This window comes from Streptomyces sp. NPDC007945 (genome assembly GCF_042958885.1).
GTDB lineage: Bacteria > Actinomycetota > Actinomycetes > Streptomycetales > Streptomycetaceae > Streptomyces.
The window spans coordinates 557,350-575,311 of record NZ_JBIBJV010000002.1 but is presented as its reverse complement, the minus strand read 5'-3'; the positions used below and the strand labels follow the sequence as shown (position 1 = coordinate 575,311).

At 74.2% G+C, this 17,962-nt stretch carries 19 protein-coding genes; 8 read left to right on the top strand and 11 right to left on the bottom strand.

All coding sequences use genetic code 11. The features are described from left to right. Positions 1-63: 63 nt before the first annotated feature. The 3 genes from ACFZCF_RS07890 to ACFZCF_RS07880 are packed head-to-tail and all read right to left on the bottom strand — an operon-like array spanning position 64 to position 3,087. Positions 64-1,197, bottom strand: coding sequence for an Mrp/NBP35 family ATP-binding protein (locus tag ACFZCF_RS07890; protein WP_388436715.1), 1,134 nt, complete (start codon positions 1,195-1,197; stop codon positions 64-66). Between the two features lie 44 nt (positions 1,198-1,241). After that, positions 1,242-1,826, bottom strand: coding sequence for a DUF1003 domain-containing protein (locus ACFZCF_RS07885; RefSeq protein ID WP_388436712.1), 585 nt, complete (start codon positions 1,824-1,826; stop codon positions 1,242-1,244). Continuing rightward, complete coding sequence (locus tag ACFZCF_RS07880; RefSeq protein WP_388436709.1) at positions 1,819-3,087, bottom strand: magnesium transporter MgtE N-terminal domain-containing protein; 1,269 nt, start codon at positions 3,085-3,087, stop codon at positions 1,819-1,821. The genes ACFZCF_RS07885 and ACFZCF_RS07880 overlap by 8 nt, the downstream gene beginning before the upstream one ends. A 340-nt stretch (positions 3,088-3,427) precedes the next feature. On the opposite strand from ACFZCF_RS07880, the gene ACFZCF_RS07875 reads away from it, so the two are divergent. Then, complete coding sequence (locus ACFZCF_RS07875) at positions 3,428-4,198, top strand: hypothetical protein (protein ID WP_388436706.1); 771 nt, start codon at positions 3,428-3,430, stop codon at positions 4,196-4,198. A 6-nt stretch (positions 4,199-4,204) separates the two neighbouring features. On the opposite strand, the gene ACFZCF_RS07870 is transcribed toward ACFZCF_RS07875, so the two are convergent. Further along, positions 4,205-4,549, bottom strand: a complete 345-nt coding sequence (locus tag ACFZCF_RS07870) for a winged helix-turn-helix transcriptional regulator (RefSeq protein WP_391285346.1) — start codon at positions 4,547-4,549, stop codon at positions 4,205-4,207. An 86-nt stretch (positions 4,550-4,635) separates the two neighbouring features. On the opposite strand from ACFZCF_RS07870, the gene ACFZCF_RS07865 reads away from it, so the two are divergent. Further along, positions 4,636-5,085 (top strand): YybH family protein, encoded by a 450-nt coding sequence (locus ACFZCF_RS07865; RefSeq protein WP_388436700.1) that lies wholly within the window; start codon positions 4,636-4,638, stop codon positions 5,083-5,085. 203 nt (positions 5,086-5,288) lie between these two features. Here ACFZCF_RS07865 and ACFZCF_RS07860 read toward each other — a convergent pair whose 3' ends face one another. Both ACFZCF_RS07860 and ACFZCF_RS07855 read right to left on the bottom strand, forming a co-directional pair. Next, positions 5,289-5,789, bottom strand: coding sequence for a hypothetical protein (locus ACFZCF_RS07860; RefSeq protein WP_388436697.1), 501 nt, complete (start codon positions 5,787-5,789; stop codon positions 5,289-5,291). Between the two features lie 25 nt (positions 5,790-5,814). Next, on the bottom strand, positions 5,815-6,942 hold the full coding sequence (locus ACFZCF_RS07855; RefSeq protein ID WP_388436694.1) for a magnesium and cobalt transport protein CorA: 1,128 nt from the start codon (positions 6,940-6,942) through the stop codon (positions 5,815-5,817). 424 nt (positions 6,943-7,366) lie between these two features. On the opposite strand from ACFZCF_RS07855, the gene ACFZCF_RS07850 reads away from it, so the two are divergent. From ACFZCF_RS07850 to ACFZCF_RS07835, 4 genes are all read left to right on the top strand, one after another. Continuing rightward, on the top strand, positions 7,367-7,957 hold the full coding sequence (locus ACFZCF_RS07850; protein ID WP_388436691.1) for a suppressor of fused domain protein: 591 nt from the start codon (positions 7,367-7,369) through the stop codon (positions 7,955-7,957). A 97-nt stretch (positions 7,958-8,054) separates the two neighbouring features. After that, positions 8,055-8,693, top strand: coding sequence for a DUF6758 family protein (locus ACFZCF_RS07845; RefSeq protein WP_388436688.1), 639 nt, complete (start codon positions 8,055-8,057; stop codon positions 8,691-8,693). 135 nt (positions 8,694-8,828) lie between these two features. Continuing rightward, complete coding sequence (locus ACFZCF_RS07840) at positions 8,829-9,695, top strand: PHP domain-containing protein (protein WP_391285341.1); 867 nt, start codon at positions 8,829-8,831, stop codon at positions 9,693-9,695. A 267-nt stretch (positions 9,696-9,962) separates the two neighbouring features. Next, complete coding sequence (locus ACFZCF_RS07835; protein WP_388436682.1) at positions 9,963-10,568, top strand: MarC family protein; 606 nt, start codon at positions 9,963-9,965, stop codon at positions 10,566-10,568. A gap of 90 nt (positions 10,569-10,658) precedes the next feature. Here the strand turns inward: ACFZCF_RS07835 and ACFZCF_RS07830 are convergent, their stop codons facing one another. Next, complete coding sequence (locus tag ACFZCF_RS07830; RefSeq protein ID WP_200427788.1) at positions 10,659-10,811, bottom strand: hypothetical protein; 153 nt, start codon at positions 10,809-10,811, stop codon at positions 10,659-10,661. Between the two features lie 164 nt (positions 10,812-10,975). Here ACFZCF_RS07830 and ACFZCF_RS07825 point away from each other — a divergent pair, with 164 nt between their 5' ends. Further along, positions 10,976-11,899: an NYN domain-containing protein gene (locus tag ACFZCF_RS07825; protein ID WP_388436678.1), complete on the top strand. Its 924-nt coding sequence runs from the start codon at positions 10,976-10,978 to the stop codon at positions 11,897-11,899. Here ACFZCF_RS07825 and ACFZCF_RS07820 read toward each other — a convergent pair. Together ACFZCF_RS07820 and ACFZCF_RS07815 are read right to left on the bottom strand one after the other, a co-directional pair. Continuing rightward, on the bottom strand, positions 11,883-12,785 hold the full coding sequence (locus ACFZCF_RS07820; RefSeq protein WP_388436675.1) for an alpha/beta fold hydrolase: 903 nt from the start codon (positions 12,783-12,785) through the stop codon (positions 11,883-11,885). The two genes, ACFZCF_RS07825 and ACFZCF_RS07820, sit on opposite strands and share 17 nt — an antisense overlap. A 100-nt stretch (positions 12,786-12,885) precedes the next feature. After that, positions 12,886-15,756 (bottom strand): DEAD/DEAH box helicase, encoded by a 2,871-nt coding sequence (locus ACFZCF_RS07815; protein WP_391285988.1) that lies wholly within the window; start codon positions 15,754-15,756, stop codon positions 12,886-12,888. Between the two features lie 482 nt (positions 15,757-16,238). Between ACFZCF_RS07815 and ACFZCF_RS07810 the strand changes: the two genes are divergently transcribed. Continuing rightward, positions 16,239-16,991: a ferritin-like fold-containing protein gene (locus ACFZCF_RS07810; protein WP_388436672.1), complete on the top strand. Its 753-nt coding sequence runs from the start codon at positions 16,239-16,241 to the stop codon at positions 16,989-16,991. Positions 16,992-17,063: 72 nt separating this feature from the next. Here ACFZCF_RS07810 and ACFZCF_RS07805 read toward each other — a convergent pair whose 3' ends face one another. Together ACFZCF_RS07805 and ACFZCF_RS07800 are read right to left on the bottom strand one after the other, a co-directional pair. Further along, positions 17,064-17,339 carry a hypothetical protein gene (locus tag ACFZCF_RS07805; RefSeq protein WP_388436669.1) on the bottom strand — a complete coding sequence of 92 codons (276 nt, stop codon included), beginning with the start codon at positions 17,337-17,339 and terminating at the stop codon, positions 17,064-17,066. A 358-nt stretch (positions 17,340-17,697) separates the two neighbouring features. Continuing rightward, a complete protein-coding gene (locus tag ACFZCF_RS07800) occupies positions 17,698-17,925 on the bottom strand; it encodes a DUF3107 domain-containing protein (protein WP_388436666.1) in 228 nt (75 codons plus the stop codon). Positions 17,926-17,962: the final 37 nt, after the last annotated feature.

The window sequence follows — 17,962 nt, the reverse complement described above, 5'->3', positions numbered from 1 at the left end:
GGGTACGGCGAAGGGCGCCCCGCGCGGGGCGCCCTTCGCCGTACCCGGAACCGGTGCGGTGTCTCAGAACTTGTTGCGCGGGGTGATGCCCAGGCTCAGGCCCGAGAGGCCGCGCTGCCGCCCGCCGAGCTTGCCGGCGATGGCGCGCAGGGCGGAGCCCGCGGGGGAGTCGGGGTCGGAGAGGACGACCGGCTTGCCGTTGTCCCCGCCCTCGCGCAGGCGCACGTCGATCGGGATCTGACCGAGGACCGGGACGGTGGCACCGGTGGTCTTCGTCAGGCCTTCCGCGACCAGCTGGCCGCCGCCCGTGCCGAAGACGTCGACCATCTCGTCGCAGTGCGGGCACGGCAGGCCCGACATGTTCTCGACGACGCCGACGATCTTCTGATGGGTCTGCACGGCGATCGAGCCGGCCCGCTCGGCGACCTCGGCCGCCGCCTGCTGCGGGGTCGTGACGACCAGGATCTCCGCGTTCGGCACCAGCTGCGCGACGGAGATCGCGATGTCGCCGGTGCCCGGGGGCAGGTCGAGCAGGAGGACGTCCAGGTCGCCCCAGTACACGTCCGCGAGGAACTGCTGGAGCGCGCGGTGCAGCATCGGGCCGCGCCACACCACGGGCGCGTTGCCCGGGGTGAACATGCCGATGGAGATGACCTTCACGCCGTTCGCCGAGGGGGGCATGATCATGTTCTCGACCTGGGTCGGACGGCCGTCCGCGCCCAGCATGCGGGGCACGCTGTGGCCGTAGATGTCGGCGTCGACGACACCGACCTTCAGGCCGTCCGCGGCCATCGCCGCCGCCAGGTTCACGGTCACCGACGACTTGCCGACGCCGCCCTTGCCGGACGCCACCGCGTAGACCCGGGTCAGCGAGCCCGGCTTCGCGAACGGCACCTCGCGCTCGGCGGTGGTGCCGCGCAGTGCCGCCGCCAGCTCCTTGCGCTGCTCGTCGCTCATCACGTCGAGCGTGACGTCGACACCGGTGACGCCCTCGACCCGCGCGACGGCCTCGGTGACGCGTTGCGTGATGGTGTCGCGCATCGGGCAGCCGGAGACCGTCAGGTAGACCGTCACCGCGACCCTGCCGTCCGGTCCGATCTCCACCGACTTGACCATGCCGAGTTCCGTGATCGGACGATTGATCTCGGGGTCGTTCACCGTCGCCAGTGCTTCAAGCACCGCGTCTTCCGTAGCCATGGGTCCGATGGTACGGGGACGACCACCTCGCTATGAAAGGGCTGTCAACGGTCGGGTACGTCACTCCGCCGCTCGCCGTCCGGCGGGAATAGATCACGTTCCTGTCCGCGCTCCTCCAGCTCCCTCACCAGATCCTGGAGTTCGGAGCGGATCCAGTCGCGGGTGGCGACCTCGCCCAGGCCCATCCGGAGCGCCGCGATCTCCCGCGTCAGGTACTCGGTGTCGGCGATCGAGCGCTCGTTCTGCTTGCGGTCCTGCTCCAGGTTGACCCGGTCCCGGTCGTCCTGCCGGTTCTGCGCGAGCAGGATCAGCGGAGCCGCGTACGAGGCCTGGAGAGAGAGCATCAGGGTCAGGAAGATGAACGGGTACTCGTCGAACTTCAGGGACGCCGGGGCGAAGATGTTCCACACCACCCAGGCGATGATGATCACCGTCATCCAGGCGATGAACCGGCCCGTGCCGAGGAAGCGGGCGATCCGCTCGGACATCCGTCCGAAGGCCTCGGGGTCGTACTCCGGCAGCAGCCGGGCACGGCGCATCCGCGGCTGGTCGAGCCGGATGCGGGGGAGCCGGGGCTGGTCCCGCTCCCGCTCCCGCTCGCGGTCCCGGTCCTGTGCCCGCTCAGCCACCCCGCACCCCCTCCTCGTGGAACTCCGTCTCCCGCCAGTCGTCCGGCAGCAGGTGGTCGAGGACGTCGTCGACGGTGACCGCGCCGAGCAGCGAACCGCTCTCGTCCACGACCGGCGCCGCCACCAGGTTGTACGCGGCGAAGTAGCTGGTCACCGCGGGCAGCGCGGTGTCCGGGCCGAGCGGCGGCAGATCGCTGTCGACCAGGGAGCCGACCAGGGTGAACGGCGGGTCCCGCAGCAGCCGCTGGAAGTGCACCGTGCCCAGGTACTTCCCGGTCGGCGTCTCGTCCGGCGGCCGGCACACGTACACCTGCGCCGCCAGCGCCGGCGACAGGTCCTGCTGCCGTACGCGGGCGAGCGCGTCGGCCACCGTGGCGTCCGGGCGCAGCACGATCGGCTCGGTCGTCATCAGGCCGCCCGCCGTCCGCTCCTCGTACGACATCAGTCGGCGCACGTCGGCCGCCTCGTCCGGCCGCATGAGGGTGAGCAATCGTTCCTTCTCCTCCTCGGGCAGCTCGTTGAGGAGGTCGGCGGCGTCGTCGGGATCCATCGCCTCCAGGACGTCGGCGGCCCGCTCCTCCTTCAGCTTGCCGAGGATCTCCACCTGGTCGTCCTCGGGCAGCTCCTCCAGGACGTCGGCGAGCCGGTCGTCGTCGAGGGCGGCGGCGACCTCGACGCGCCGCTTGGGGGAGAGGTGGTGCAGCGCGTTGGCGAGGTCGGCCGGGCGCAGCCTCTCGAAGGTGGCGACCAGGCTCTCGGCGCCCTGCCCGTGCTCCTCCAGGGAGAAGCCGGTGACGGCCGACCACTCCACGGTCAGCGTCTCCCCCTTGCGGCGCAGCGCCCCTGCCTTGCCCCGGCGGACGAAGACCCGGTCGATCTCCCAGTCGCGGCGGGCCGGGAGCTGCTGGATGGCGACGTCGAGGACGGTGACCTCCTCGCCGGTCTCGACGAGCGTCACCCGGCGGTCGAGGAGTTCGCCGAGGACGAGCCGCTCGGTGGGCCGCTGCTCGAAGCGCCGCATGTTGACCACGCCGGTGGTGATGACCTGCCCGGACTCGACGCCGGTGATGCGGGTCATCGGGACGAAGACCCGGCGCCGGCTCAGCACCTCGACGACCATGCCGAGCAGCCGGGGCGGGCGGCGGCCGACGCGGAGCATCGCCACCAGGTCGCTGACCCGGCCGACCTGGTCGCCGACGGGGTCGAAGACGGCGACGCCGGCGAGGTGGGAGACGAAGATCCGGGGGGCGCCTGCCGCCATGCCTCGGGCCTCCTCGGTGCCGCGCGATCCGGGTCGCCGCGCCGCCCCGGGGGGGCTTCACGGCCTTTGCGGCGTCCTGTGGCGACTCCGCAGGGTTCAGGCTAGCCCGTGGTGTTCCTCCCCGCTCCGGCAGCGCCGCCGTCCGGCTGCCTGCGGGGGCGCCGGGCCCGCACGGGTACGCTGCGGTCTGCCGCCCCCCACCGGCACCGGCCGGCCCGTCCGGCCGACCCCGGCGGCCCCTCCCCGCCGTGCGCGTGCGGCCGGGGCCCCGTCCCCCCGCACCGCAGAACGAGAGGCAGCGCAGGTGGCCGTCCGCACCCCGTCATCGCGTATCCCGTCCGTGCCGTCGGCACGCGCCCGCACGTCCCCCGCGGGCCGGTTCCGCAGGGCGGCCGTGCCGCTGGCGCTGTGCGCGGGGCTGACGGTGGGTCTGACGGCCTGCGGACCGGATCCCGACGAGGGGACGAACGGGGTGGGGAAGCTGTCGGCGCCGGAGATCGAGCGGGAGGCCCGCACGGCGGCGGACGCCGCGAAGGCGGTACGGCTCGCGGGCACCCTGGTCAGCAAGGGCGGCACCTTCAAGCTGGACATGCGGCTGAAGCAGAACGGTGCCACCGGCTCGGTGACCACGAAGAACAGCACCTTCGAGCTGCTGCGGGTCGGCGACGCGCTCTACCTCAAGGCCGACGCCGGCTTCTGGTCGCACGAGGAGGAGGGCGACGGCAAGCCGACCGAGGCGGACGCGGAGGCCGCCGACAAGCTCGACGACAAGTACGTGAAGGTGCCGAGCGACGACCCCTCCTACAAGCAGCTGCGCGGCTTCACGGAGATGGACCAGTTGCTGCGCGGGCTCATCGGGCTGCACGGCGAGGTCGTCAAGGGCGACCGGGACCAGATCGGCGGGGTCCGCACGGTGAAGGTGAAGGGCGGCGCGGAAGGCCAGGGCGGCATCCTCGACGTGGCCCTGGAGGGATCGCCGTACCCGCTCAAGTTCGCCCGCGGCGGCGGCGCGGGCCTGGTCGTCCTCTCCGAGTGGGACAAGGACTTCCCGCTCGCCGAGCCGGACCGCGAGGAGACCCTCGACTACGGCCGCCAGCTGCCCCGGGCCTGACCGGGCTCAGCCGGCCGCCGCGCCCCAGTCCCACAGCGCCTGGAGCACCGGCCCCAGCTCCCGGCCGCGCCGCGTGAGCGCGTACCGCACGGTCGGGGGCCAGCCCGGGTGCCGTACCCGCGTGACCACGCCCGCCTCGGCGAGCTGCGCCAGCCGCTCCGACAGCACCTTGTCGGAGAGCCTCGGCAGCGCCTCCCGCAGCTCGCTGTAGCCGCGCTCGCCGCCGAGGAGCTCCCGGACGACGAGGGTGGTCCAGCGGCCGCGCAGGGCCGCGAGGGCGATCTCCACCGGGCAGTCGGGAGCGGGCGCGTCGACGCGGGCACGGGGGTCGTCGTCCGGGAGGCCCGGCACGCGGCCAACCGTTCGGTGAGTCACGAGGCGGCCTCCTAGCGTGTCGGGAGTCCGATTCTCCCCGCACGGAAGGATCTCCGTCGACCATGCCCGAAAACCCGTCCGAAGCCCTGTCCGCAGCCCCGCCCGGCGCTCTGCCCGGCCTCCCGACCCGGCCCGAGGACGTGCCCGCCGTCTTCGCGGCCCGTTTCGACAGCGGCGACCCGGCGGCCCTCGCCGAGCTCTACGAGGAGGGCGCGCTCCTCGCCGCGGGCCCGGGCGGCGCCCCGCTCACCGGGTCCGCGCTGCACGCCGCCAACGCGCGGCTCCAGGCGCTGGGCGTGCCGATCGAGGTCCGCCCGCGCGCGGTGTACGCCACCGGCGACCTGGCGCTGCTCGTGGTGGACTGGCTGATGGAGGGGACGGACCCCGACGGCCGTCCGGTACGCGTCGGGGGCACCGCCACCGACGTCGCCCGGCGGGGTGCGGACGGGCGGTGGCGCTACGCGATCGACAGCCCGTTCGGCACGGCCCCGGCCGGGCTGCCCGAGGGCTGAGGGGCCGCTAGGGCCTGTCGTCACACTCCCGCCTGCCCCACGACGCCATGCACGCACTCTCGCCGCACCGGGCACAGGGCCGAGTACGTCCCGTACGAGGCCTCGCGCCCGGCACGCCGAGAGCACGCACCTGACGCCGCGGGGCCGCCCTCCGGGCGACGGCGGGAGTTCGACGACAGGCCCTTGGCTCGGTGCCGCTTCCGTCAGCGCTTCTTCCCGCGGCGGAAGAGCAGCTTCGGCAGGGCGGCCGGGACCGGCCGGCGGGTGGTCGCGGGGGACGGCAGGGGGACGGCGGCGAGCGAGCCGTCGGGCAGCGCGGTGGTGGCGGCGCGCGGGTCGAGGCGCAGCACGCGGCACTCGCGCGCCCACCGCTCGGGCATCGCCTCGCCGTCGGGGGCGTTGAGCCGCTTGCCCTTCAGCTCGGCGACGGCCGCGTCCCACTCCTCGGTGCCGGGGATGAGCTGGTGCACGGCGGCCGTCCAGGAGACGATCCGGCCGCCCTTGTCCTTGCTGCGGACGGTGACCTCGGCGGTGGCGCCGTCGGCGAGGCCGGGCAGCGGCTGCTCGCCGGGGCCGTCGCCGACCACGTGGGCGGCGCCGTCGTGCCAGACGTGCCAGAGCGCCCGGGCGGGCCCGGTGCCCCGGACCCACACGAGGCCGGACTTCTTGGTGGCCTCCTCGACGAGGAACAGCTCTTCAGTCATGGCCCGCAGCCTATCGGCAGGCCCCTCAGAGCCAGCCGTTGCGCTTCAGCGTGCGGTGGATCGCGAAGCAGATGGCGGCGATGCCGCCGAGGACCATCGGGTAGCCGTACTTCCAGTGCAGCTCCGGCATGTGGTCGAAGTTCATGCCGTAGACCCCGCAGACCGCCGTGGGGACGGCGACGATCGCCGCCCACGAGGTGATCTTGCGCATGTCCTCGTTCTGCGCGACGGTCGCCTGCGCCAGGTTGGCCTGGAGGATCGAGTTCAGCAGCTCGTCGAAGCCGACGACCTGCTCCTGCACGCGGGCCAGGTGGTCGGCGACGTCCCGGAAGTACTTCTGGATGTCGGGGTCGACCAGGCGCATGGGCCGCTCGGAGAGCAGCTGCATCGGGCGCAGCAGCGGGGTGACGGCCCGCTTGAACTCCAGTACCTCGCGCTTGAGCTGGTAGATCCGACCGGTGTCGGTGCCGCGCGTGGAGCCCTTCGCGGCGGGCGAGAAGACATCGATCTCCAGCTGGTCGATGTCGAGTTCGACGGCGTCGGCGACCGCGATGTACCCGTCGACGACGTGGTCGGCGAGGGCGTGCAGCACGGACGAGGGTCCCTTGGCGAGGAGTTCGGGCTCGCCCTCGAGGCGGTGGCGGAGGTTGCGCAGCGAGCCCTGGCCGCCGTGCCGGACGGTGATGACGAAGTCCGGGCCGGTGAAGCACATCACCTCGCCGGTCTCCACCACCTCGCTGGTGGCGGTGAGTTCGGCGTGCTCCACGTAGTGGATCGTCTTGAAGACGGTGAAGAGGGTGTCGTCGTACCGCTCCAGCTTGGGCCGCTGGTGGGCGTGGACGGCGTCCTCGACGGCGAGCGGGTGGAGCCCGAACTCGGCCGCGATGCCGGCGAATTCGGCTTCGGTCGGCTCGTGCAGACCGATCCAGGCGAAGCCTCCGGACTCCCGCACCTGCGACATCGCGCCGCGCGGGGTGAGGCAGGCGCGGTCGTCGACGCGCCGGCCGTCGCGGTAGACCGCGCAGTCGACGATGGCGCTGGAGGCCGTGTGGTCGCGGGTCGGGTCGTAGTTCGTGTACGTGGTCGGGGTCTTGCGCAGGCTCGGACGCAGGCTGGGCCGAACGGCGGCGCGCAGGTCACGGATCATCGACATGGGCGTGCTCCTTCACGGACAGGCCGTCGGCGAGCGTGGCGCAACCCGGAATGAGGACGGGAGAGGACGTCGTCCACAAAGCGGGCGGCACCGGAGGATCGCGGTGACGGCGTTCGCAACTCAGACAGGCAAAGAGGGGATGCTCTTCCGTCGTACGCGATGCCGGGGAAGGGGGGTCCGCGGTTCAGGGACCCGGTGTCACCGGAGGGGGGAACGCACCGGGCTCGGGTGCGGTGCGGCGGAAGAGCGGCTGGTACTGCCCGACCGACTTCGGTCCATCGCAGTCCCACCTCCTCCGGCCGGTCCCCCGTGAGGGATGACGTGTGACGCACAGTCGGGAAACCCGACCAGTGGCCAACACTATCAGCCGACCGAGGGTCAATCCCTTACTTTGCCCCTTCCATACGCGATCTATGCTCGCGGCATGGGAGAAGTTCTTGCACTGGTCGAGGCCCGGCTGCGTACGGCCCTGGGCGAACCGGACGCGCGGGCCGCGGTGACCTTCCTCGGCACCGACCGGATCGAGGTGCTCCGCTTCGTCGACGCGGACGCCGGGCTCGTCCGCTACGCCACCCTCGGCATGTCCGCCGCCCCGATGGCCGACCCGACCGCCGCCCTCGCCGACCCCGTCAAGGGCCCGCGCGCCGAGCTCGTCCTCACCGTCCGCCTCGGGCGCGCCGACACCGACAAGGTGCTGCGCCCGCTCGCGGTGCTCGCCGCCACCCCGCAGGTGGAGGGGGTGGTCGTGGCCCCCGGCGCCTCGCTGGACCTCGGCGAGCCGCTCTGGCCGGGGGCCGGCTTCAGCTCGGTGCTCGTCGCCGAGTCCGGCGGGCTCGTGGAGGACCTGGAGCTCGACGAGCCGATGGACCCGGTGCGCTTCCTGCCGCTGCTGCCGATGACGCCGAACGAGGCCGCCTGGAAGCGGGTGCACGGCGCGCAGGCGCTGGAGGAGCGCTGGCTCGCGAAGGGCACCGATCTGCGCGACCCGCTGCGCGGCTCCGTCGCCCTGGACTGAGGGGCGGCGCGCGCCGGGGTGAACGCTCCCGGCCGGACGGGTGATCGAACGCGGCCGTCCTTGACGGGAGGCGCGCGCGGGAGGACCGTTGAGCCCTATGAGGGGCGAACCCAGTTGTCCGAAGTGCGGTGGGCGGGTCAGGGCGCCCGGTCTCTTCTCCGACTCCTGGCAGTGCGACGTTCACGGACCCGTGCACCCGCTCCAGCCGGTGATCCCGCCCAGCATCGAGGGCCTCGGCGTCGTCGTGCACCGCTCCCAGGTGCCCGTCTGGATGCCCTGGCCGCTGCCCGTCGGCTGGCTCTTCACCGGCGTCGCGTACGCCGGTGACGACCGCAGCGGAGGCCGCGCCACCGCCGTCGCCTGTTCCGGTCCCGGCCCGCTCGGCGGGATCGGCGAGCTGCTGCTCGTCGCCGAGGAGCTGGGCGTCGGCCTCGGCGCCCGGTACGCGGGCATCGACGGCCCCGACCCCGGCTCCGGCATGGCCATCGACAAGCCGCCCGCGGCCAAGGTCCTCGCGGCGGGCCGCCCCGCCCCCCTCTGGCACGTCACCGGCACCCCCCACGACCGTGCGGTCTTCGCGGGCGAGGCCCGCGGACTCTGGCTCTGGGCCATCGTCTGGCCCGAGCAGTCCGGCCTCCTCATGTACGACGAACTGGTCCTCACCGACCTGCGCGACGCGGGCTCCGAGGTCGACCTCCTGCCCTGCGGCGCCCTGACCCCCCGCCTGCTCGGCTGACGACCCGGGCCCCCCGCGGGCCCGCTTGCCAGTGGGTAATGGGCGCCCGCTGGTTGGGATCCGTACAGCAGGGGGCGTATCGCCCGTTATGCTGGAGCGTCACCTGTCCGTGCCGAGCCCCTGGAGAACCGCGTCGTGCGCATCGACCTGCACACCCACTCCACGGCCTCCGACGGCACCGACACCCCCGCCGAGCTGGTGCGCCGCGCCGCCGCGGCCGGGCTCGACGTCGTCGCGCTCACCGACCACGACACCACCCGCGGGCACGCCGAGGCGATCGCCGCCGCGCCCGAGGGGCTGACCGTCGTCCCCGGCGCCGAGCTCTCCTGCCGCCTCGACGGCATCGGCCTGCACATGCTGGCCTACCTCTTCGACCCCGCCGAGCCCGCCCTCCTCGCCGAGCGCGAGCTGGTCCGCGACGACCGGGTGCCCCGCGCCCGGGCCATGGTCGCCCGGCTCCAGGAGCTCGGCGTCCCCGTCACATGGGAGCGGGTCGAGCGGATCGCCGGAGACGGCTCCGTGGGCCGCCCGCACGTGGCCGAGGCCCTGGTCGAGCTGGGCGTCGTCCCCGACGTCTCCGGGGCCTTCACCACCGAGTGGCTCGCCGACGGCGGCCGCGCGCACGTGCAGAAGCACGAACTGGACCCGGTGGACGCGATCCGGCTCGTGAAGGCGGCCGGCGGCGTCACCGTCTTCGCCCACCCGGGCGCCGTCAAGCGCGGCCGGGTCGTGCCCGAGTCCGCGATCGCGGCGCTCGCCGAGGCCGGGCTCGACGGCATCGAGGTGGACCACATGGACCACGACGAGCCCACCCGCGCGCGGCTGCGCGGGCTCGCGAAGGAGCTGGGCCTGCTGGTCACCGGCTCCAGCGACTACCACGGCAGCCGCAAGACCTGCCGGCTCGGCGAGTACACCACCGACCCCGAGATCTACGGCGAGATCACCCGCCGCGCGACCGGTGCCTTCCCCGTCCCCGGCGCCGGCGGAGCGCTCGCCGGCTAGACCGGGACCGGATCGCCCCGGGAGCCCGCCCCGCCCGCGGCCTCGTGCCGCGCCGGGCCCGTGTGCCGTCGTACCGGGCCGTCCCGCACCGACCCGTGCCGTGACGGCGCTGGGCACCCGCCCGCTCCGGCCCTCCTCGTACCGCCCCCGTGGCCCCGCGCGTCCGCCGCGCGGGGGCGGGGCACTCCTGCCCCGGCGCCGGAATCACTGATTCCGGTCCGGTGCCCCACACCCCACCGTTCGACCCTCACCGCAAGGCACCCCACCGTGTTCGACGTCGCCGTCTTCGGCTCGCTCTTCCTCACCCTCTTCGTGATCATGGACCCGCCCGGCATCACGCCGATCTTCCTCGCGCTGACCTCCGGCCGCCCGGCCAAGGTCCAGCGCCGGATGGCGTGGCAGGCCGTCGCCGTCGCCTTCGGCGTCATCACCGTCTTCGGCATCCTCGGCCAGCAGATCCTGGCCTATCTGCACGTCTCCGTCCCCGCCCTGATGATCGCGGGCGGCCTCCTGCTGCTGCTCATCGCGCTCGACCTGCTCACCGGCAAGACCGACGAGCCGAAGCAGACCAAGGACGTCAACGTCGCCCTCGTCCCGCTCGGCATGCCGCTGCTCGCCGGGCCCGGCGCCATCGTCTCGGTCATCCTCGCCGTCCAGCACGCCGACAGCGCCGCCGCGCAGGTCTCCGTCTGGACCGCCATCGCCGCCATGCACGTCGTGCTCTGGCTGGCCATGCGCTTCTCGCTGGGCATCATCCGCGTCATCAAGGACGGCGGCGTCGTCCTCGTCACCCGGCTCGCCGGCATGATGCTCTCCGCGATCGCCGTGCAGCAGATCATCAACGGCGTGACCCAGGTGATCCGGGGCGCCTGACCCGGGCCCGGACACCACTGCGCCCCCGTGCGGATTCCGCCTGAGCGGAGTCCGCGCGGGGGCGCGGTGCTGTCGTGTGGACCTGCCCCGTTACGAGGCGGAGGTCTCTGCGGGGCGGATCCAGATGCGCTGGCCGATCGATGCGGCCTGCTGCACGATCCGGTTGACGGAGGCGGCGTCCACGACGGTCGAGTCGACGGGCGTGCCGTCGACGTCGTCGAGTCGCAGAATTTCGAAGCGCATGGCTTCTCCCTTCGTCCGAGTTGATCCTCCACAAGGAGAACTGAGTACTGGCGTACCTCTGTGTCCAACAGAGGAACCATCGAGAACATTCCTTACGCTAAGGAAAATTTTCGGATGGCTAACTACTGGCGGGTAGCGCAGCCGACGACGGACAATGAGGGCTGATGAACGACGCCATGAACCCAGAACCGCCCACCGCCGCCCTCGCCGCCCTCGACGCCCGCCTGGAGCGCACCAACGAGCTCCTGCTGCGGATGCTGGCCGAGGTCGCGAAGACCCCGTCCACCCACGCCATCTTCGTCGACGCGGGTTACGTCCATGCTTCCGCCGGGTTGCTGGTGACCGGCACCGAGGACCGGCGCTCCTACGACCTCGACGCCGAGGGACTCATCGAGGCGTTCATCGACACCGCCCGCACGATCTTCGCCGACAGCCGACTGCTCCGCGTCTACTGGTACGACGGCGCCCGCCGCCGCATCCACACCCCCGAGCAGCAGTCCATCGCCGAGCTCCCCGACGTCAAGGTCCGCCTCGGCAACCTCAACGCCAACAACCAGCAGAAGGGCGTCGACTCCCTCATCCGCTCCGACCTGGAGTCCCTCGCCCGTCACCGCGCCATCAGCGACGCCGCCCTCATCGGCGGCGACGAGGACCTGGTCTCCGCCGTCGAGGCCGCCCAAGGCTACGGCGCCCGCGTCCACCTCTGGGGCATCGAGGCCGCCGACGGCCCCAACCAGGCCGAGGCGCTGCTCTGGGAGGTCGACAGCCAGCGCACCTTCGACCTCGACTTCTGCCGGCCGTACGTCACCCGCCGCCCGGTCACCCTGTACGAGAACGACGCCGAGCCGCCGCCCTCCCGCGACGAGGTCCGCTTCGTCGGCGCCCAGATCGCCGCCACCTGGCTCGGCGAACGCGGCCGCGACCGGCTCGCAGAACTCCTCCCCGGCGACCCGTACCTCCCCGCCGCCTACGACCAGGACCTCCTCGTCGAGGCCGAGTCCCGGCTCAGCCGCTCCCTGCGCGGCCACGGCGCCCTCCGCCGCGCCCTGCGCGACGGCTTCTGGCAGCACCTCAGGGCGCAGTACTGAGCGGGACCTCCCGGCGCGCCGGGGCGTCCACCCGCTGCCAGAAGGCGACGAGCCGCTCGGCCAGCTCGCGCGGGTGCGAGACGTTGGGGGAGTGACCGGCGCCCTCCACCACCGTGTGGTGCGCGCCGGTACGGGCGGCGACCGCCGCCAGCTCGGCCGGCGGCCAGACCATCTCCTCGGAGCCGTACGCCAGGTGCACGGGCATCGCCAGGCCGGCCAGCTCCGTCGCGCCGTCCGGGTCGCGCAGCAGCAGCCGTCCCGTGCCGGACAGCTGGGCGACCTTCGTCAGCATCCAGCGGCGCCGCAGGAAGCCCAGCACCTCCTCCGAGTCGAGGATCCCGTCCGGTGCCTCGCCCCGGCTGTCCAGCCAGCGCGTCGCCCGCCACACCCGGTCCTTCGCCAGCAGCGCGTGCCCGGCCCGCAGCGCCCGGATCCGGACCCGCTGCGGGCGGGCGACCCGGCCGGGACCGGAGGAGAGCAGCGTCAGCGAGCGGAAGGCGCGCGGGGCGAGGACCGCGGCCGAGCGGGCGACGATCCCGCCGAAGGAGTGTCCGAGCAGGTGCACCGGCCCGTCGCCCAGCGCGAGGGCCTGCGCGACCGCGTCCAGGGCGAGCGCCCGGCGGCTGTAGGCGGCGCGGCCCCGGGGACCGTACGACTCGTTCTGACCGCGCCCGTCGACGGCGACGGCGCGGTACCCGGCCTCGACCAGCGGGCCGAGCAGCGCCAGGAAGTCCTCCTTGCTGCCCGTGTACCCCGGCAGCATCAGGACCGTCCCCCGCCGCTCGCCGGCCGGCGCCGCGTCGAGCACGGCGAACGCGCCGCGCACGGTGTCGAGGCGGCGGGCGCGGGTGCCCGGCGGGAGGTCCAGGGAGCGGGGCTTGCTCATGCAAGGACTGTAACCGGAGGGCGGTCGCCGGTACGACGACGGCGGCCCGGCCCCTGGTGGGGGCCGGGCCGCCGTCATGCCCGGAGGTCCGGGCGGAGCGTCACGCCTCCGGCTGGGCCGGGGCGGCCTTCTTCGCGGCGCGCTTGCGCGGCGCCTTGGGCGCCTCCTCGGCCGGGGCCTCGGTGGTGGCCTCGGTCGTGGCCTTCTTGACCGTGCGCCGACGGGTCGTCGTCGCGGTCTGCGGCTCGGACGCGTCCGGCGCCACGGCGGCGGCGGTCTTCCTGGCGGCGCGCTTCCGGGGAGCCTTGGGGGCCTCCTCGGCGGGGGTGGCGGTGGCCTCGGCCTCGGCGGCCGGGGTGGCCTTCTTGGCGGTGGCGCGCTTGCGGGGGGCCTTGGGGGCTTCCTCGGCGGCCGGTGCCTCGGTGGCGGCCGGAGCCGCCTTCTTGGCGGCGGCGCGCTTCCGGGGAGCCTTGGGGGCCTCCTCGGCGGGGGTGGCGGTGGCCTCGGCCTCGGCGGCCGGGGTGGCCTTCTTGGCGGTGGCGCGCTTGCGGGGGGCCTTGGGGGCTTCCTCGGCGGCCGGTGCCTCGGTGGCGGCCGGAGCCGCCTTCTTGGCCGCGGCGCGCTTCCGCGGAGCCTTCGGGGCATCCGCCTGCGCGGCGACGTCGGCGGCGGGGGCCGCGGCCGGGGTCCGCTCGGCCACCGGGGCCGGGATGACCACGACGGCCTCGGCGGGGGCCGTGGTCGTCACCGGGCTGGACGCCTTGCGGACGGCGCGGCGGCGCGGGCGCGCGGCCGACTCATCCGCGACCGGGGCCTCGGGCGCCTCGGGGGCCTCGACGACGGCCGGAGCCGCCTCGACGACGGCACCCGGGGTGGTGGCCGGACGGGTCGCCCGGCGCCGGGCGCGCGGCGGCGCGGCCACGGCCTGCGCCGGGACGGCGGCCGGAGCGGCCTGGGCGGGAGCGGCCTGGGCCGGGGCCTCGGCGGCCGGGGCGGCCTTGACCGGGGCGGTGGCCGGGCGGGACGCCGGGCGAGCCTCCACGGCCTGGGCCGGCACCGCGGCGGACCGCTTGCGGGCGGCGGCCAGCTCGGCGGCGGCGGTCTCCACCGTCTGGAAGCTCACGGTGTCCTCGGCGCGCGGCCGGACCCGCCGCTTGCGCGGCGTGAAGGCCGGGGCCGGAGCGGCGGCGGGGGCGGCGGGAGCCGCCTTGGCGACCGGCGCCTGCACCCTCTCCGCGGTCTCCGTGCGACCGCCGCGGCCACGGCGGCGGCGCGGGGCGGCCGACTCCTCGGCCGGGGTCTCGACGGGCGCGGCCGGAGCGGCGGCCCGGACGGGCTCGGCCTTCTCGACCGCGGGGGTCTCGACGACGGCCTGGGCCGTCTCCGTACGACCTCCGCGGCCACGGCGGCGGCGCGGGGCGGCCGACTCCTCGGCGGGGGTGTCGACGGGCGTGACGGGCTCGGCGGGAGCCTCGGCGTGCGTGGCCGGGGTCTCGACGGGCGCGGCGGGCGCCTCGGCGGGGACCACCGGGGTGGCGCCGGCCACCGGGATGCCACCGGTCGACGGGCCGGTGCCGCGGGTGCGGCGGCGGCGCGGACGGCGGGGGCCGTCGACGGCCTCGGGGGCCTCGGCGGTCTCCGGGGCGGCGGTCGCCTGCGCGGCCTCGGCCTCGGCCTCCGTGCCACCACGGGTGCGGCGGCGCTGGCGCGGGGTGCGGGTGCGGTCGGGGCGCTCCTCGGCCGGGGCCTCGGTGCGGCCGCCGCGGCCACGACGGCCGCCGGGCTCGCCCAGGTCCTCCAGCTCCTCCGCGGCGAGACCCGCGCGGGTCCGCTCGGAGCGCGGCAGGATGCCCTTGGTGCCCTCGGGGATGTCGAGCTCGGCGTAGAGGTGCGGGGAGCTGGAGTACGTCTCCACCGGGTCGGCGAAGTCGAGTTCCAGCGCCTTGTTGATCAGCTGCCAGCGCGGGATGTCGTCCCAGTCGACCAGGGTGATCGCCGTACCGGTGTTGCCCGCGCGGCCGGTGCGGCCGGTGCGGTGCAGGTACGTCTTCTCGTCCTCGGGCGTCTGGTAGTTGATGACGTGGGTGACGCCCTCGACGTCGATGCCGCGCGCGGCGACGTCGGTGCAGACGAGGACGTCGACCTTGCCGTTGCGGAAGGCGCGCAGCGCCTGCTCGCGGGCGCCCTGGCCGAGGTCGCCGTGGACGGCGCCGGAGGCGAAGCCGCGCCGCTGGAGCTGCTCGGCGATGTCGGCGGCCGTGCGCTTCGTGCGGCAGAAGATCATGGCGAGTCCGCGGCCGCGGGCCTGGAGGATCCGCGCGACCATCTCGGGCTTGTCCATGTTGTGCGCCCGGTACACGCGCTGCGTGATGTTCGCGTGGGTCACGCCCTCGTTGTCGGGCGAGGTGGCGCGGATGTGCGTGGGCCGCGACATGTAGCGGCGGGCCAGGCCGATGACGGCGCCCGGCATGGTGGCCGAGAACAGCATGGTCTGGCGCTTCGCCGGAAGCATGTTGATGATCTTCTCGACGTCGGGCAGGAAGCCCAGGTCGAGCATCTCGTCTGCCTCGTCGAGGACGAGGGTCTTGACGTGCGACAGGTCGAGCTTGCGCTGGCCCGCCAGGTCGAGCAGGCGGCCGGGGGTGCCGACGACGACGTCGACGCCCTTCTGCAGCGCCTCGACCTGCGGTTCGTAGGCCCGGCCGCCGTAGATGGCGAGGACGCGCACGTTGCGCACCTTGCCGGCGGTCAGGAGGTCGTTGGTGACCTGCTGGCACAGCTCGCGGGTCGGCACGACGACGAGGGCCTGCGGGGCCTCGGTCAGCTGCTCGGGCGTGGCGCGGCCGGCCTCGACGTCGGCGGGGACGGTGACGCGCTCCAGGATCGGCAGGCCGAAACCGAGGGTCTTGCCCGTGCCGGTCTTGGCCTGGCCGATGACGTCGGTGCCGGTGAGGGCGACCGGAAGGGTCATCTCCTGGATGGGGAAGGGATTCACGATGCCGACGGCTTCAAGCGCTTCGGCGGTCTCGGGAAGGATTCCGAGCTCTCGGAACGTAGTCAGGGTGCTGCCTCTTCTGTGAGACGCGGTGCGAGGCGAACGAAGGGGGTCTCATCGTGCCGGGCTCTTCCCGCGGGATCCTGGGGAAGATCACCGCCGGGTGGCACGGGACCACTGCCGTCGCTCGAGCGTCGTACCGCTTGAGGGACCCTTCGGCAGGGCGCCGGAAGGGCTGTCGGGCCGGAGCCGATCGGGCCACCGACCGGGCATCCTCATTCATGCGTCGGCCCACCGGATACGTCCGAACGTGCGAAAGCATGTCCGCATACTCGGCAGGCGCAATATCACTGTACCCCGGAATCGCGCATGTGTGTCGGGGGAAATGGCGATGAGGGCACGGTCACACTCACTGACCAGCCCGGTCGGGGTGCGGAGGGCGGGCTATTGTGCCGTGCATGGAGACGCCTGACAACGCCACGCCCGCCGACGGGACCGACGCCGACACCAGCCCCACCGGCATCGCCGCCGAGGACTGGGCCACGGCCTCCGCCGAGCCGCAGTACCGCGCCGCCGTGATCGACCTCCTCGGGGCCCTCGCCTACGGCGAGCTCGCGGCCTTCGAGCGGCTCGCCGAGGACGCCAAGCTCGCCCCGTCCCTGGAGGACAAGGCGGAGCTGGCGAAGATGGCCTCCGCGGAGTTCCACCACTTCGAGCGGCTGCGCGACCGGCTGGCCGCCGTGGAGGCCGAGCCGACCGCCGCGATGGAGCCCTTCGCGAAGGCGCTGGACGACTTCCACCGCCAGACCGCCCCGTCGGACTGGCTGGAGGGTCTGGTCAAGGCGTACGTGGGCGACTCGATCGCCAGCGACTTCTACCGCGAGGTCGCGGCCCGCCTCGACTCCGACACCCGCGCCCTGGTCCTCGCGGTGCTCGACGACACCGGCCACGGCAACTTCGCCGTGGAGAAGGTCCGCGCGGCGATCGACGCCGACCCGCGCGTCGGCGGCCGGCTCGCGCTGTGGGCCCGCCGGCTGATGGGCGAGGCGCTCTCGCAGGCGCAGCGGGTGGTGGCGGAGCGGGACGCGCTCTCCACGATGCTCGTCGGCGGGGTCGCCGACGGGTTCGACCTGGCGGAGGTGGGCCGGATGTTCTCCCGGATCACCGAGGCGCACACCAAGCGGATGGCGGCGCTGGGCCTGGCGGCCTGACCCCTTCGTGCGACGGCCGCGTGGCCCGGACCCGACCGGGTCCGGGCCACGCGACCGTTCGCGCTCGCCCGCTCAGCAGGCGGCGGAGGATGATCGGCGCAGCCGGCGGGCGGCCGGGCGCACCAGGAGCGAGAGGAGCACCGCCGCCACGGCGACGGCCCCGACGAGGGTGGCGAGGAAGTGACCGGGGCCCAGCGCCCCGTGGGTGACGAGCGCCCCGAAGACGGCGCCGAGCGCACCGGTGACGAGGACGGTCCTCCGGGCGGGGAGGCGGTCGGGCAGGCGATGCGCGGCGGCCCAGGCCAGGGCGAGTCCGAGCAGGGCGGAACCCAGGGCTTCCAGGAACACGGTGGATCACCTCGCGAGGGGTGCGGGGCGGCAGGTGCGGTCAGCCCGTTCCTACCCCGGGCCACCGGAACGCAACCCTCCCGCCGCCCTGGTGGGAGGCCCCGTCCACGCGTCGGCCGCGGCCGGAACCCGAGGCCGGAGCACCCCCGGCGCGGGCCCTCGGCGCCACCCGGACGGACGCGCGGGACGGCCGTTCCCGGGCGTTCGGGAGGCGGCGGTTCCGGGCGCGGGCGCGGGCGCGAGACGGCGGCACCCGGAGCGTCCGCGCGAGGACGGGGCGGGCCGCACATGAGGGGAGGCCCGGAAGGACGGGTGTCCTTCCGGGCCTCCTCGGTGCCTCAGGGGCGCGAGCCGGGGCTCAGAGCGTGCCGAAGCCCACGCGGCGCACCGCGGCCTCGCCCAGCTCGACATACGCGATCTTGTCCGACGGGACGAGGACCCGGCGGCCCTTCTCGTCCTCCAGGCTGAGCAGCGGTGCCTTGCCGGACAGCGCGTCGGCGACGGCGCGCTCCACGTCCTCGGCGGACTGCCCGCTCTCCAGAACGATCTCCCGGGGTGCGTGCTGCACGCCGATCTTGACCTCCACGGCTATGTCCCTCCGAACGGTCAGCCATGCGCGATGA

What these genes read in the sequence shown, in the direction of transcription:
- ACFZCF_RS07850 (WP_388436691.1), top strand. Translation starts at nt 7,367, where the DNA reads ATGGGAGAAGTTCTTGCACTGGTCGAGGCCCGGCTGCGTACGGCCCTG.
- ACFZCF_RS07890 (WP_388436715.1), bottom strand. Translation starts at nt 1,197, where the DNA reads ATGGCTACGGAAGACGCGGTGCTTGAAGCACTGGCGACGGTGAACGAC.
- ACFZCF_RS07860 (WP_388436697.1), bottom strand. Translation starts at nt 5,789, where the DNA reads ATGACTGAAGAGCTGTTCCTCGTCGAGGAGGCCACCAAGAAGTCCGGC.
- ACFZCF_RS07845 (WP_388436688.1), top strand. Translation starts at nt 8,055, where the DNA reads ATGAGGGGCGAACCCAGTTGTCCGAAGTGCGGTGGGCGGGTCAGGGCG.
- ACFZCF_RS07815 (WP_391285988.1), bottom strand. Translation starts at nt 15,756, where the DNA reads ATGACCCTTCCGGTCGCCCTCACCGGCACCGACGTCATCGGCCAGGCC.
- ACFZCF_RS07810 (WP_388436672.1), top strand. Translation starts at nt 16,239, where the DNA reads ATGGAGACGCCTGACAACGCCACGCCCGCCGACGGGACCGACGCCGAC.
- ACFZCF_RS07865 (WP_388436700.1), top strand. Translation starts at nt 4,636, where the DNA reads ATGCCCGAAAACCCGTCCGAAGCCCTGTCCGCAGCCCCGCCCGGCGCT.
- ACFZCF_RS07830 (WP_200427788.1), bottom strand. Translation starts at nt 10,811, where the DNA reads ATGCGCTTCGAAATTCTGCGACTCGACGACGTCGACGGCACGCCCGTC.
- ACFZCF_RS07820 (WP_388436675.1), bottom strand. Translation starts at nt 12,785, where the DNA reads ATGAGCAAGCCCCGCTCCCTGGACCTCCCGCCGGGCACCCGCGCCCGC.
- ACFZCF_RS07855 (WP_388436694.1), bottom strand. Translation starts at nt 6,942, where the DNA reads ATGTCGATGATCCGTGACCTGCGCGCCGCCGTTCGGCCCAGCCTGCGT.
- ACFZCF_RS07880 (WP_388436709.1), bottom strand. Translation starts at nt 3,087, where the DNA reads ATGGCGGCAGGCGCCCCCCGGATCTTCGTCTCCCACCTCGCCGGCGTC.
- ACFZCF_RS07825 (WP_388436678.1), top strand. Translation starts at nt 10,976, where the DNA reads ATGAACGACGCCATGAACCCAGAACCGCCCACCGCCGCCCTCGCCGCC.